At 33.7% G+C, this 13,337-nt stretch carries 12 protein-coding genes; 5 read left to right on the top strand and 7 right to left on the bottom strand.

Translation table 11 applies throughout. The features are described from left to right. Positions 1–350 precede the first annotated feature (350 nt). Positions 351–818 carry a DUF6495 family protein gene (locus ACFFU9_RS14095; RefSeq protein WP_379862123.1) on the bottom strand — a complete coding sequence of 156 codons (468 nt, stop codon included), beginning with the start codon at positions 816–818 and terminating at the stop codon, positions 351–353. A 173-nt stretch (positions 819–991) separates the two neighbouring features. After that, on the bottom strand, positions 992–2,884 hold the full coding sequence (locus ACFFU9_RS14100; RefSeq protein ID WP_379862124.1) for a M61 family metallopeptidase: 1,893 nt from the start codon (positions 2,882–2,884) through the stop codon (positions 992–994). Positions 2,885–2,962: 78 nt separating this feature from the next. On the opposite strand from ACFFU9_RS14100, the gene ACFFU9_RS14105 reads away from it, so the two are divergent. From ACFFU9_RS14105 to ACFFU9_RS14125, 5 genes are all read left to right on the top strand, one after another. Next, positions 2,963–3,988 (top strand): glycosyltransferase, encoded by a 1,026-nt coding sequence (locus ACFFU9_RS14105; RefSeq protein WP_379862125.1) that lies wholly within the window; start codon positions 2,963–2,965, stop codon positions 3,986–3,988. Between the two features lie 160 nt (positions 3,989–4,148). Then, a complete protein-coding gene (locus ACFFU9_RS14110) occupies positions 4,149–6,071 on the top strand; it encodes a BatA domain-containing protein (RefSeq protein ID WP_379862126.1) in 1,923 nt (640 codons plus the stop codon). Continuing rightward, on the top strand, positions 6,068–7,321 hold the full coding sequence (locus tag ACFFU9_RS14115) for a dihydroorotase (RefSeq protein ID WP_379862127.1): 1,254 nt from the start codon (positions 6,068–6,070) through the stop codon (positions 7,319–7,321). The genes ACFFU9_RS14110 and ACFFU9_RS14115 overlap by 4 nt, the downstream gene beginning before the upstream one ends. Before the next feature lie 5 nt (positions 7,322–7,326). Beyond that, positions 7,327–7,659, top strand: a complete 333-nt coding sequence (locus ACFFU9_RS14120; protein WP_379862128.1) for a hypothetical protein — start codon at positions 7,327–7,329, stop codon at positions 7,657–7,659. Between the two features lies 1 nt (position 7,660). After that, the gene (locus tag ACFFU9_RS14125; protein ID WP_379862129.1) at positions 7,661–8,317 is read left to right on the top strand and encodes an alpha/beta hydrolase; all 657 of its coding nucleotides are present in this window, start codon (positions 7,661–7,663) and stop codon (positions 8,315–8,317) included. A 60-nt stretch (positions 8,318–8,377) separates the two neighbouring features. On the opposite strand, the gene ACFFU9_RS14130 is transcribed toward ACFFU9_RS14125, so the two are convergent. The 5 genes from ACFFU9_RS14130 to ACFFU9_RS14150 all read right to left on the bottom strand — a co-directional run bounded on the left by ACFFU9_RS14130 (position 8,378) and on the right by ACFFU9_RS14150 (position 13,284). Continuing rightward, positions 8,378–9,082, bottom strand: a complete 705-nt coding sequence (locus tag ACFFU9_RS14130) for a response regulator transcription factor (protein ID WP_379862130.1) — start codon at positions 9,080–9,082, stop codon at positions 8,378–8,380. Positions 9,083–9,084: 2 nt separating this feature from the next. Next, complete coding sequence (locus ACFFU9_RS14135) at positions 9,085–10,656, bottom strand: sensor histidine kinase (protein WP_379862131.1); 1,572 nt, start codon at positions 10,654–10,656, stop codon at positions 9,085–9,087. 77 nt (positions 10,657–10,733) lie between these two features. After that, positions 10,734–11,321 carry a dephospho-CoA kinase gene (gene coaE, locus ACFFU9_RS14140; protein ID WP_379862132.1) on the bottom strand — a complete coding sequence of 196 codons (588 nt, stop codon included), beginning with the start codon at positions 11,319–11,321 and terminating at the stop codon, positions 10,734–10,736. Then, on the bottom strand, positions 11,318–12,280 hold the full coding sequence (locus ACFFU9_RS14145; protein ID WP_379862133.1) for a YbbR-like domain-containing protein: 963 nt from the start codon (positions 12,278–12,280) through the stop codon (positions 11,318–11,320). Before ACFFU9_RS14145 ends, coaE begins: the two co-directional genes overlap by 4 nt. Beyond that, the gene (locus tag ACFFU9_RS14150; RefSeq protein WP_379862134.1) at positions 12,277–13,284 is read right to left on the bottom strand and encodes a glycosyltransferase family 2 protein; all 1,008 of its coding nucleotides are present in this window, start codon (positions 13,282–13,284) and stop codon (positions 12,277–12,279) included. The genes ACFFU9_RS14145 and ACFFU9_RS14150 overlap by 4 nt, the downstream gene beginning before the upstream one ends. Positions 13,285–13,337: the final 53 nt, after the last annotated feature.

Genomic DNA, 13,337 nt, shown 5'->3' on the forward strand with positions numbered 1-13,337 from the left:
GTACTGAGTACATATAGGGTTGTGATTTAGTTATTTATGTTTCGCAACACAAATATCCACAACCCTTCTCATTTTTTTTTAAAAAAGTTTAAATCACTTCATTATTAAAATAGTTCCGTTTATAAATATTCTTTTATATGCTTTTGCTTAATTCTACATTTTTGAGCTGTTATAAAAAAATATTGAAAAAACATCTCATTTCATTTTAAAAATGCCTTTTAGTCTTATACAAGTAAGACGTTTTCAATAATTACTAGAAGCGTGTTCACAAACCATTTCGGAACTTTAATATAAAATATAATTTTTCCTACCGTCGAAATGACAAAACAGCGCTATTCTCTTTAATCTATCTAATTTATCAATTTATGAAAGTATTTAAACAAATCGCCTTTAGTAATGACAGCGCCCTGTTGAATCATTTTAAATTTATCTAAATTTTTATCGTCTGAATAGTCTTTTTCAGCTTGTAAGAACTCTACATTTTCGTCCATCAAGTTAGCACGTAACCAAGCGTACCCCTCTTTGGTTGTAATGTCCACATCATTTTTAAGCTTAACCACCACAGCATGCATGTGGTTCTTTTTCAGTTTAAACAAATACATATGCTGTGGCGAAATGTGTTCTAAATATTTCGCTTTGTTTAACACGCCTTCCCAAATTAAATCGCTAAACACATCCAGTTCCATTTCTGCAACTTCAGGTTTATTCACTTTTAAATTGGCCCACTCATCTGCTGTTACAGATTGTGTCGCTAAAAAATTTATAAATTCTTGATGCAATTCTTCAAACTGCTCTTTCGTTAGTCTTGCGTATTTCATCGTTATATTTTAAACGTCCTGTTTTGTTTTTTTTATTCATTTTAGGCTAAAAAAAAAGGCTAAAACAACAGGAGGCATATATTATATTTTCATTTTTGCGAAAGTACAAATAAAAAAGTTTTTATTTTTAATGGCTTCTTAAAAAACCAATATTTGTACAATGCTTTAAAAGTTTAGCCTTTAAGCCATGCTTTTCGCAAAGTGATTTGAGCTTCTGTGGCATCTGGTTTCGCCTGTAAAATTTCGCCGTAAGTATACGATTGTGTTGTTTTTGTTTTAATAGTAATTACTTTTCCTAATCGAAACACCTTCACTTCAATATCCTTACCCGTGCCCCACATAAATACCTCTTGCAAAACCTGATTGGCATTCTCTATGCTTACCGCAGTACCATCTATAGATCTTATAATATCATTTGGCAACACACCTTGCTCGGTCCAAAAGCTATTATTGGTAACAGCACTATTAAAATACAGGCTACCGTTCTCATGGTCGGCACTCACAATTAATGCCTCTCCATTTTGGATGTAATTGGTTTCAACTTTACCTTGCCCCATTTCCAAGCCCACCTTTTCAAAAAACGTATTATAGTTTATGGGAATGCCACCTATTACGTGATTATCAAAAAATATCTTTAAAGAAGGATACGTCATTTCTACAATTTCATCCATAAGAAGGTCGTCATCAAAAGGTTTATTTTGGCCATATTTCATAGACAGTTCTTTCATCAAAGATAAAATTCCGCGATGCCCATTGCTTTCTTCTCGTATTAAAATATCGATACACATTCCAATCAAGGCTCCTTTTTGATAGACATTGTAGTACTCCGATGCATAGGGTTCATCTAGAACATTTTCACTCATCACAGTAAAACTCATTGTATCATCCATTTGGGAAGCTCCTTGAATTTTTTCATTTATTTTTTGGAAAAATGTGTTCTCATCAATTAAGTTTTGATGCACTTGAAATAAGGTCGCGAAATATTCTGTAACACCTTCATACATCCATAAATGTTTAGAAAACGTCGGGTTATTGTAATCAAAATAATGAACATCATCAGAATGCACACTTAATGGCGTTACAATATGAAAAAACTCATGAGACACCACATCTATCATCCCTTCTGCAAGAGCTTCATCAGACATAGCTTCTGGCATAACCACCACAGTACTGGTATGGTGCTCTAAAGCTCCAAACCCTTTTGGAGCATCTTCTGCACCATCTGATAAATAGAGAAAAATATCATACCGAGGGGTCGTATTAATATCTCCTAAATATTGCTTTTGAGCTTGCATCATTTTAAAAATAGTTTCTTTTAAAGATTTGGCACTGTGTATTTTATTTGGAGAATAAACGCTCAATACAATTTTAATATCCCCCACTTGAAATTCTTCCACATCAAAAACCCCATACATCATCGGGTTATCGGTAATATCAAAGTATCTAGGAGCCACATAATGTGTGGTAATGGTTTTACCATCTTTACTAAGTTCTGTTCCAGACTCTTGAAGTGCCGAAGTTCTCACAAAATCTGCAGGTGCTGTAATGTCCAGTTTATATTGATTGTTCTTAAGCACATCAAAATAACCAATAAAACCATGGAGATTAAGCACATAATTATTGGGCTCTATGTTTGTTCCTGCTGGAGAAAAAGGCTGCTCGCCCCCTATACCACCTGTTTCTTCTATATCAAAAGTATCATTAACATAATACGTAATATAATCCAGCTTGGTCGCGTTTTTAATAGTCCAAGAATTGGTATCTTTTTTACTAGTAAGCATTTCATTACCCTGATAATCAAAAGCCTTAAAATCGTCTACATATTTACCAAAATCACTCACCGAATAAGTCCCTTGAACCACTCTGGGCAAATAATAAGTTACCGTTTCATCAACAAAACGCCCAGGATTAATAACAACAGGCAGTTTATCGTCTTTTACTGCTGTTAAATTTATAGACGTTTCTACGGGCACTGCCGTGGCTAAGTCTTGGTTTGTATTTTTTATAGCAGTACAGTTTACCAACAAAACACCTGTAAACAATGCTATTAACACTCTAGTTTTCATACGGTTTAATTTAATTTTTCAAATGAATCCAAAAATAGGATTATGTTATGGGCCGACCTCATAAGAATTTGTTAAAAGATGAATCACTATCTTTGCAAAATGCAACCATTAATAAGCATTTTAACACCTTTTAAAAACACCGAATTATTTATAGGTGAATGCATCGATTCTATCTTACAACAGACATATACCAATTGGGAACTATTGATTATTGACGATTTCTCAACGGATCTTAGTTATAAAATTGTGGATACCTTTAGAAAAAAGGACTCTCGAATTAAACTGTTTAAAAATAACCAACCCGGTATTATCCATGCATTACGATTAGCCTTATCCCAAAGCAGTGGCGAATTTGTGACCCGAATGGATAGCGACGACATCATGTACCCAAATAAACTGGAAGTGATGGCCAATGCTTTAATCACCCATGGAAGACAACACATTGCATTAGGCCTCGTTCATTACTTTTCTAAAGAAGGGATTAAAGACGGTTATAAACAATATGAAAATTGGTTAAATACCTTAACAAAAACTGGGAGCAACTATTCTGAATTATATAAAGAATGTGCCATTCCATCACCCTGTTGGATGGTTTATAAAGAGGATTTATTTGCCTGCGATGCTTTTAATCCCAACAGATACCCTGAAGATTACGATTTGGCCTTCCGATTTTATAAGCAGCAGATACAATGCATTCCTAGCGATACCGTTATACATAAATGGCGCGATTACAGTACACGAGCTTCTAGAACCGATAAAAACTACGCCGAAAATCATTTTTTAAGTTTAAAATTGGATTATTTTATTGACTTAGATTATAATCCAAATAAAACTTTGGTAATTTGGGGCGCTGGAAAGAAAGGGAAGATTACCGCTAAAAAATTAATTGATAAAACCCTCTCTTTTGAATGGATTTGTGATAATCCCAATAAAATAGGGCATGATATTTATGGTAAAATATTAAAGCCTTTTGAAGCGCTTTCCACAGTTAAAAATTCGCAAATAATCATTACCGTTTCCAATAAAACAGAACAGAAAGATATTTCAGAATATTTAAATACATTACAAATGAAACCGATAATCGACTATGTTTTCTTTTGTTGATGGTCTAGAACGCCTTTACCCAACTTAGAGCTTAAACAAAGCTTCTAAGTATGGCTTCTAAACCCATCTGCCATATTCCTTTCTTTTCTCTATTCAATTTTCTATTTTCGTTTCTCAATATTCCATTTTTTTCCGTAGGTTTGAAAAATCTAAAAAAGGCATGCAGTTTAAACACCCCGAACTTCTTTACGCTTTATTTCTACTACTAATTCCTATAATTGTACACCTTTTTCAGTTGCGTAAATTTCAAAAGGAAGCGTTTACCAATGTGGCGTTTTTGAAAAATGTAGTAATCCAGCACCGAAAAAGTTCTCAAATAAAGAAGTGGCTTATTTTAGCAACCCGCCTCTTGCTTCTTAGCTTTTTAATTATAGCCTTTGCCCAGCCTTTTAGTACAAATTCGGATACGTTTAATCTGAAAAAAGAAACGGTTATCTATTTAGACAATTCCTTTAGCATGGAGGCCAAAGGAAATCAAGGCCCGCTTTTAAAACGTGCTATTCAAGACATTATCACACAGGTTCCAGAAGACGAAACGGTTTCGATTTTAACCCATGACGCCCTGTTTAAAAACACAACCATTAAAGCGATTAAAAATGAGCTATTGCAAATATCATATGCTCCACATACCCTAAGCTATAACGCTGCTTATTTGAAAGCCAAAACATTGTTTAAAGAAGCCAGTAGTTTAAAAAACATAATCTTCATCTCAGACTTCCAACAACAAGATGCTGCATTTCAACCAGAACCAGACTCCTTAATCCATATTCAAGCGGTACAATTAAAACCAGAAACCGTACATAATATTTCTATTGATAGTGCTTATATTTCTAAAGCTAACGCTACTCATACGGAATTGAGCGTTATTATAAACAATAGCGGTAAAGACATCGAAAACCTGCCAATCTCGCTATTCGATAATGGTACACTCCTAACAAAAACCTCCGTTTCAGCAAAAAGAAACACTATAGCTACGTTTTCTTTACCTAATAATACAGTCATAAATGGTACATTAACGATTCAGGATAATCAACTTCAATTTGATAACAGTTTATTCTTTAATATTAATAATCCTGAAAAGACCAATGTCCTTTCGATAAACGAAGCTGATGACGATTTTTTAAAGCGCATATATACAGAAGACGAGTTTAATTATACCGCTACGCCTTTTCTTCAATTAAATTATGCCACTTTAGAACAACAGGATTTAATTATTCTAAATGAAATAAGCAGCATACCCAACAGTTTGATAGCTGCCTTAAAAACCGTGACCGATCAAGGTGGATTGCTCTTAGTTATTCCTGCTAAAAACGGCAATTTAACAACTTACAACACACTGCTTGCCCCATACCATATCGAGCTTGGTAAGCTTGCAGAAAGCGAAAAACACATTACAAGCATTCATTTTTCACATCCGTTGTTTAATCAGGATGTTTTTGAAAAACAGGTTAAGAATTTTCAATATCCAAAAGTGAATTCCTATTTCAGTTCTAAGACAAAGCACACTTCTACTGCATTAAGTTTTGAAGACGAAAGTCCCTTTTTACTCGAAAATAAAGGGTTGTATTTATTAACAGCAGCTTTAAACAAAGAAAACTCTAACTTTAAAAATTCTCCATTAATTGTACCTACGTTTTATAATATTGGTAAAGCCAGCTTTAAAAACCCAAGGTTATTTTACACCATCGGACACGAAAATGTATTTGATGTAAAGGTGAAGTTGCAACAAGACGCAATTATTTCTTTAGTAAATAGTAATACCAACCTAATTCCAAGACAGCAGTATTTTAATAACAAAGTAACGATTAGAACGCATAATGAACCTGCTTTAGCTGGAATTTACACTATTAAAAATAAAGATGAAGCCCTTCAAAACATCAGTTATAATTATAATCGAAATGAAAACCGCTTATTATATCAAGAGCTTACCAGCTTAAAAAATATGACAGTTAACCATTCCATTATAGACACATTTAACACCATAAAAAGTAATACAAAAGTTCATGCCCTATGGAAATGGTTTGCTATTTTTGCACTGGCTTTCTTGTTTATTGAATTGCTCATCTTAAAATACTTTAAATGAACATACTTATAAAATCTGCAACCATTATCGATACGAAAAGTGAGTTTCACAATACCACTCAAGACCTTTTAATTGAAAACGGTAGTATTTCAAAAATTGGCAGCAATTTAGAACCCCCTCATAACATACAAGAAATAAACCTTGAAAATCTCCATATTTCCCAAGGTTGGTTCGATAGTAGCGTAAGCTTTGGAGAGCCTGGTTTTGAAGAACGTGAAACCATTAAAAACGGTTTAAAAACAGCGGCCTATTCTGGGTTTACTGCAGTAGCCATGAACGCAAACACCCATCCGGTTCTAGATTCCAGTGCAGATATTAGCTTTGTACTATCCAAATCGCAAAACAATGCCGTTACACTTTTACCGGTCGGAGCACTTACTACAGAAAGTAAAGGCCTTGATTTAGCAGAACTGTTCGATATGAAAAATGCAGGTGCAGTTGCTTTTTCAGATTACAAAAAATCCATTTCAAACCCCAATCTCATGAAAATCGCTTTGCAATATGCTAGCAATTTTAACGGATTGGTATATTCTTTTCCTCAAGAAAATAAAATTGCAGGATCAGGGGTTATGAATGAAAATATTGCCAGCACAAAGCTCGGCCTAAAAGGCAACCCGTCTTTAGCGGAAGCTTTACAAGTAGCACGTGATATCTTTTTATTGGAATACACTGGCGGTAAATTGCATATTCCCACCATTTCTACAGCAGAGTCTGTAGCATTGATAAGAGCCGCAAAGAAGAAGCAACTCGATGTTACATGCAGTGTTGCCATCCATAATTTATATTTTACAGACGAAGCACTACACGACTTTAATACACACTTTAAAGTACTGCCCCCATTACGCACCCAAACAGATATTGACGCCTTAATTGATGGGGTAAAAGATGGTACCATTGATATGGTTACCAGCGACCATACGCCATTAAACATTGAAGAGAAAAAGGTAGAGTTTGATTATGCGGCTTATGGCACTATTGGGCTAGAAAGTGCCTTTGGTGCTTTACAATCCGTTTTCTCTCTAAACGAGACCATTGCCCTCTTAACCCAAGGAAAATCACGTTTTGGCATCGAAAGCGCCCCTATACAGGTTGGAAGTCCTTTAAACATCACACTTTTTAATCCAGACTCCACATCCACTTTCCTTTTAAAGGATGTTATTTCAAAATCTAAAAATGCTATTTTTGAAGGAGAAACCTTAAAAGGAACCGTTTACGGCATAATAGCAAATCATCAAATTGTTTTAAAATAAGTATCATGACCGAACAAGACACTGAAGAAGGCAAAGGCTTGGCCATAATAAGTTATTTAACCATTATAGGCACGATTATCGCTCTCTTTATGAACAATGACAAAAAAAATAATTTTGCAGCCTTTCATATTAGACAAGCCTTGGGCTTATGGTTAACCTATTTTATATTGGCCTGGCTTGTAAGCGGCTTTGATAACTGGTTTGCTACTTTAGGTTTTTGGATATTTTTTGGTATTCTATTTATTTATGGTTTTATTAATGCTGTTTCAGGAAAAGCTCAAGTCGTTCCCGCATTAGGCAATTTATTTCAAAAATGGTTCTCAACTTTAGGAAAATAATATGACAAACACATCTCTTTCATTACAACACCTTATTCGTAAATCAAGTCTTACAGAAAACGCACCGTTATTAATCATGCTCCATGGCTATGGTAGCGATGAAAACGATTTGTTTTCTTTTGCAAGCGAGTTACCTAAAGAATTATTCATCATTTCGGTAAAAGCCCCCTACCCTATGCAGCCCTATGGCAATGCGTGGTACGCTATTAATTTTGATGCGGAACAAGGGAAGTGGAACGACAATGTACAAGCTAAGCAGTCGCTTGATTTGGTAGCTAAGTTTATTGATGAAGCCACAGCAGCTTATCCTGTAGACAAAAACAACGTGAGCCTTTTAGGCTTTAGCCAAGGCAGTATCTTGAGTTACGGTGTGGCCTTAACGTATCCCAATAAAGTAAAGCACATTTTGGCTTTAAGTGGCTATATTAATAAGGAGATTTTACCTAAAAACATAAAAGATCAAGATTATTCTGGTTTAGACTTTTACTGTTCCCATGGTAGCGTCGATCAAGTAATCCCTGTAGATTGGGCCAGACAAACGGCACCATTTTTAAACCATCTAAACATTAAGCACGTGTATTCTGAGTTTCCTGTTGGACATGGTGTCGCCCCCCAAAACTTTCATGAATTAAAAGAATGGCTCGATAAAAGAATTTAAATATCATAAAAAAATCCAGCTATTTGCTGGATTTTTTGTTTTATATAAATATGCCATACTTTAAGAATTTACCACCAACCTAAAGCCTTCTCCGTGAATATTAAGAATTTCAACACGCTCATCTAATTTTAGATATTTACGTAATTTAGCAATATAAACATCCATACTACGAGAAGTAAAATAGTTATCGTCTCTCCATATTTTTGTTAGTGCCAAAGCTCTAGGCATCAAGTCATTTTCATGTAAAGCCAATAAACGTAAAAGCTCATTTTCTTTTGGCGACAATTTGATAGGATCCTCATCATTATATTTCAAGAAGCGCAATTTAGAATTCAAATCAAAATTTCCGATTTTAAACTCAAACTGCTTACTATCTGAAACGGTTTCCGTGGCCTTACGTTGAATAATGGCTTTAATCTTCATCAATAAAACCTCACTATCAAAAGGCTTATTTAAATAATCATCTGCCCCAACCTTATAGCCTTTCAAAACATCTTCTTTCATCGCTTTCGCAGTTAAGAAAATAATAGGCACTTCTTTATTCTTTTCCCGGATCTCTTTAGCTAATGTAAAGCCATCTTTGTAAGGCATCATGACATCCAAAATGCATAAATCGTAATCATCTTTTTTGAATTTCTCAAAACCTTCCATTCCGTTTTTGGCATGGGTTACGTCATAATCATTCATCATTAAATAATCTTTGAGAACCGTTCCAAAATTCGGATCATCTTCTACTAATAAAATCTTTTTGTCTTGTACTTCCATGTTTATGATATTAACGGAAGCCTTATAGTAAAGGTACTTCCTTTTTCAATTTCACTTTCTACTGTTATATAACCCTGATGGTCTTCTACTATTCTTTTAACGTATGACAAGCCTAAGCCGTGTCCCTTAACGTTATGGATGTTTCCAGAGTGTTCTCTATAAAACTTTTCGAACACCCGTTTTTGGGCAGCTTTACTCATACCGCCTCCATGATCTTTAATTTTCAATAAAATCTCTGTTCCTATATTTTCTGTACGCACTTCTATTTTAGGGGCATTTGGTGAATACTTTATGGCATTATCCAATACATTTACAATAACGTTGGTAAAGTGCGTATCATTGGCCAAAACAGTATCTCTCTCTGCATTAAGGAACGTTTTTATTGCCCCTTGTCTATCTTCAATAATCAATTCCACATGTGCGATAGCCTCTTCAATAAGCTCATGCAATTCTACTTTATCTTTACTGATATTGAGCTCGTTTTTTTCTAGTTTAGATATTCTCAATACATTTTCTACCTGAGCATGCATTCTTTTATTCTCATCTTTAATCATGCTTAAATACCTTAGCACCTTCTCCTTATCATCTATAACTTTCGGGTTCCTTATAGCGTCTAAAGCTAGGTTAATGGTTGCAATAGGGGTTTTAAACTCATGCGTCATATTATTGATGAAATCTGTTTTTATTTCAGCAATTTTACGTTGTTTTACCAGTTGATAAAGGGCGCTTGTATAAGCGATAACGATAATGGATGTAAAAACAATAGATAACACAATCATTCCTATTATTGAGGATAAAATAAACCTTTTATCCTTAGGGAAATTCACTAACAACCTATAGATACTCTGATTGTTTTCATCGTAAAACATAGGGACACTAAAGGTGGACTCATCATTATCAAAGCCATCACTGTGTACTTTGGTTGCCAAATCTTTACTGTAAATCGCAAATTCAAAATCGATATCGATATCAGATTCTGCAAGTTTTTGGGCTAGCAAAAACTGAATTTCTTCACTAGAAACACGTTTATGTATAGGCTTTATTTTTAAAAGGGCTTTAAAATTCTTTTCAAAGCTCAATTTTTGCGCCTCCATTAAACGACCATCGTTAAGAATGTTCAGTATAGGGGTTTGATCTATGTTTTTTTCTGAAAATTCAATGTTTTTGTAGATTTCGGTTTTAGAACTACTCATAATGTTCTTAAAGTCTACACTATCTAAACCAATGTCAAAGAGCGATGAAGATAATTTATAATTTTCTTCTAAAACACCATTTTTATAAATCAACGTTTCTTTTGTATTGTTGTTTTGTTGGTATATAAACAACTGAGAAACCGCAACGGAATCTACGTCCTTTTTATCTTTTACCAAATTCTGAAACTCTTGGTAATAGGATGTCAATTCATCTTTTTCAATCCTATTTGACACATAAATTAAAGCTGTTTTTACATTGTGATTAAAACGTTCATCCGAATTTTTAACAGCATTATTAATATAATAGGTTTGAACAAATATAATTCCAATGAGCGATAAACTCATGAGAATCACCAACAATACAAATATTTTTTTGCTCATTGTTCAAATTTAACATTTTAACATTTAGAGTTATGGGCATTTAACCTTACATTAACAAAAATGTTAAAATTTAGAGTTTATTTTATTTTCTCGAGAATTTGCCCATGCACCTCAAGCACTTGCATTTTTATCTTTTCAAAATCAATATTTTCAATAACATAATGCGATAGCTCTACTTTTTTATCATCATTCCATTGATTTGCCATAATAGCTTCAATCTTTTCCACTGTGGTATTATCTCTACTTAGCAATCTTTTAATCTTTAAATCTTTTGGAGCTACTACGGTAATAATAACATCGCAAAGCGTATACCCTCCATTTTCAAATAAAATAGCCACCTCTTTAATCACATAGGGAGCCTTTTGCTTTGATGTCCATTTTTCGAAATGTTTGGCCACTCTTGGATGTACAATAGCGTTCATTTTCTTTAAATACGCCTTATCCTTAAAAATAATATCCGCTAAAAAAGAGCGATTGAGCCCTTGGTCATTATAAGCTTGCTCACCAAAAAGCGCAACAAGCTCTTGCTTTATCTCTTTGGAGCTTTGCATAAGTTTCTTTGCTTCTTCATCTGCAATATAAACAGGAACACCTAGTGCAGAAAACGCTCTTGCTACTGTGGTTTTCCCACTCCCTATACCGCCTGTTAATCCAACTATTATCATTCTTTTATTATAAACTCAATGTGTTGCTGATGTATTTTTACATTTTTTACATTTTCTGGAGCTTTCACTACCTGAGGAATTAGAAACGATTGTGTTTGAGTTAGTTTATTATAATCGCATTCCACTTTAAAATCCTTCGAACTGATGGTGTTAAAATTATTTAAACTGGTATAATAGGTAACATGAACAATTTTAGGGAAAAAATTTAAAGACAAGCCTTCAGGTACATTTACTAAATCGACAGGTACTTTTAAAGTTCCTTCTGTAAAACGTTCAACATGGGCTTTTACTTTAACGGTTTCATTAGAAAATTTTAAACCTTGATTGTTTTTTGGTAATTTTAGTGATATGGCTTTATCAATATTTGTTTTCACTTCATTTAACTTTAACACGTTGGTTTTAATATTTTTTATTTTAGAAACAAACTCTTTTGCTCCCACAACAGCTATAGAATCTGGCACTGTTTTAATACTATCAAAAACATCATAACCTGGGCTATACTTAATATCTGAGTCTAGTACAATTGGCACTTTTTTAACCATATTAACATCGTAACGAAAAACTAATGTATCGGGCTTTAAGTTCAACAACTCTACTTGATCTCCAAATTGGGTGTTTTTTAAATAGGCTTTAGACTTAAACCACACAAATTTGGAAGACGTTCTATAAACATCAGATTCAAAATCTATTGTAATGTTTGGTTTTTTTATATAATACTTAAGCCAACCAAACCCATAAGTTTTTAGTGTGATATGTAATACCCTATTAGAGTCGTTTAAAATAACAGCTTCTGGTGGCACATTTACTTTATGTATGTTAAAAGGAATGGTGTTGGTGTACTGTTTTGAAAGTTTCGAGAAAATTAAAATAATAAACGATATCAATAAAAAAAGCAAAAACACATTAATTCTTCTGCTCTTAAACCCCGCTATTATTTTAGACTTTAATATTTTTATCATTGCTTTTTAAAAAATAATTTAGGAAAATAGCGTTCTGGATCTTTATTTAAGATGGCTATTGCCAAAGTAGATTTTATAAATCCATAGCCATAGCCTATAAACTGGAGGCTAATGGCAAACAAAGATAACACTGCTACAACTAAGCGTTTAGACGTAAATAAAGCGAGTAAAAAAGCTACGATGAAATATAATAAATATAAGGCTAAAAAAACGTTTAAACCAAAAAAAAACAATAGTACCGACATTACAAACCCTATACAAAAAAATGTTGGGAACCAATAGGTTATTTTTTTTGTTGTAGGATGCCATGTATTTAAAATGGGACGAACCATTCCAAATTTATAGACTTGTGTATAAAATTTAGACCAAGAAATACGGCGTTTATGGTACACAAAAGCTTCTGGAATCAATTTAATCTTAAACCCTAAGTTTTTTAAACGAATAGAAAGGTCTGGATCTTCCCCGGGATGAATGGTACCAAATCCTTTTGATGCCAAAAAAGCTTCTTTTGAAATTCCCATGTTAAAGCTTCTAGGTTCGAATGCGTTCACACTCTTTTTATTTCCTCTTATACCGCCAGTAGATATAAAAGAGGTCATAGCAAAATTAATAGCTTTTTGAATGTTTGAAAATGAAGGATGTGCCGCATCTGGGCCACCAAAACAATCCACATACACTTTGTTTAAGCTTTTAACAACTTCCTTTAAATAAAAACATGGAAGTAAACAATCACTATCTAAAATAATAAAATAATTACCCGTTGCTTTTTGCATGCCAAAGTTCCTAGAATCTCCTGGTCCAGAATTGGGTTTAAAATAATAAGAAACATTTAAGCTTGTGCTAAATTGTTCGACAATAGCTTTTGACGAAATGGTAGACCCATCTTCCACTATTACTATTTCAAAAGGAACAACAGCATCCATTGCCCTAAAGCTCTGTAAAAGCTCTTGTATTTCGTCTGGACGATTGAATACGGGAATAATAAATGAGAATTCTAACTGCATATTACAAATGTAACAAAAAAGCCACCGTTTTATGGGTGGCTCACTTACTGTAT

The organism is Mariniflexile ostreae, assembly GCF_042427585.1.
GTDB classification, from domain to species: Bacteria; Bacteroidota; Bacteroidia; order Flavobacteriales; family Flavobacteriaceae; genus Pseudalgibacter; species Pseudalgibacter ostreae.

Bases quoted from the DNA above. Each gene is read 5' to 3' on its own strand.
- ACFFU9_RS14095 (WP_379862123.1), bottom strand. From the start codon at position 818: ATGAAATACGCAAGACTAACGAAAGAGCAGTTTGAAGAATTGCATCAA.
- ACFFU9_RS14100 (WP_379862124.1), bottom strand. From the start codon at position 2,884: ATGAAAACTAGAGTGTTAATAGCATTGTTTACAGGTGTTTTGTTGGTA.
- ACFFU9_RS14105 (WP_379862125.1), top strand. From the start codon at position 2,963: ATGAATCACTATCTTTGCAAAATGCAACCATTAATAAGCATTTTAACA.
- ACFFU9_RS14110 (WP_379862126.1), top strand. From the start codon at position 4,149: ATGCAGTTTAAACACCCCGAACTTCTTTACGCTTTATTTCTACTACTA.
- ACFFU9_RS14115 (WP_379862127.1), top strand. From the start codon at position 6,068: ATGAACATACTTATAAAATCTGCAACCATTATCGATACGAAAAGTGAG.
- ACFFU9_RS14120 (WP_379862128.1), top strand. From the start codon at position 7,327: ATGACCGAACAAGACACTGAAGAAGGCAAAGGCTTGGCCATAATAAGT.
- ACFFU9_RS14125 (WP_379862129.1), top strand. From the start codon at position 7,661: ATGACAAACACATCTCTTTCATTACAACACCTTATTCGTAAATCAAGT.
- ACFFU9_RS14130 (WP_379862130.1), bottom strand. From the start codon at position 9,082: ATGGAAGTACAAGACAAAAAGATTTTATTAGTAGAAGATGATCCGAAT.
- ACFFU9_RS14135 (WP_379862131.1), bottom strand. From the start codon at position 10,656: ATGAGCAAAAAAATATTTGTATTGTTGGTGATTCTCATGAGTTTATCG.
- coaE (WP_379862132.1), bottom strand. From the start codon at position 11,321: ATGATAATAGTTGGATTAACAGGCGGTATAGGGAGTGGGAAAACCACA.
- ACFFU9_RS14145 (WP_379862133.1), bottom strand. From the start codon at position 12,280: ATGATAAAAATATTAAAGTCTAAAATAATAGCGGGGTTTAAGAGCAGA.
- ACFFU9_RS14150 (WP_379862134.1), bottom strand. From the start codon at position 13,284: ATGCAGTTAGAATTCTCATTTATTATTCCCGTATTCAATCGTCCAGAC.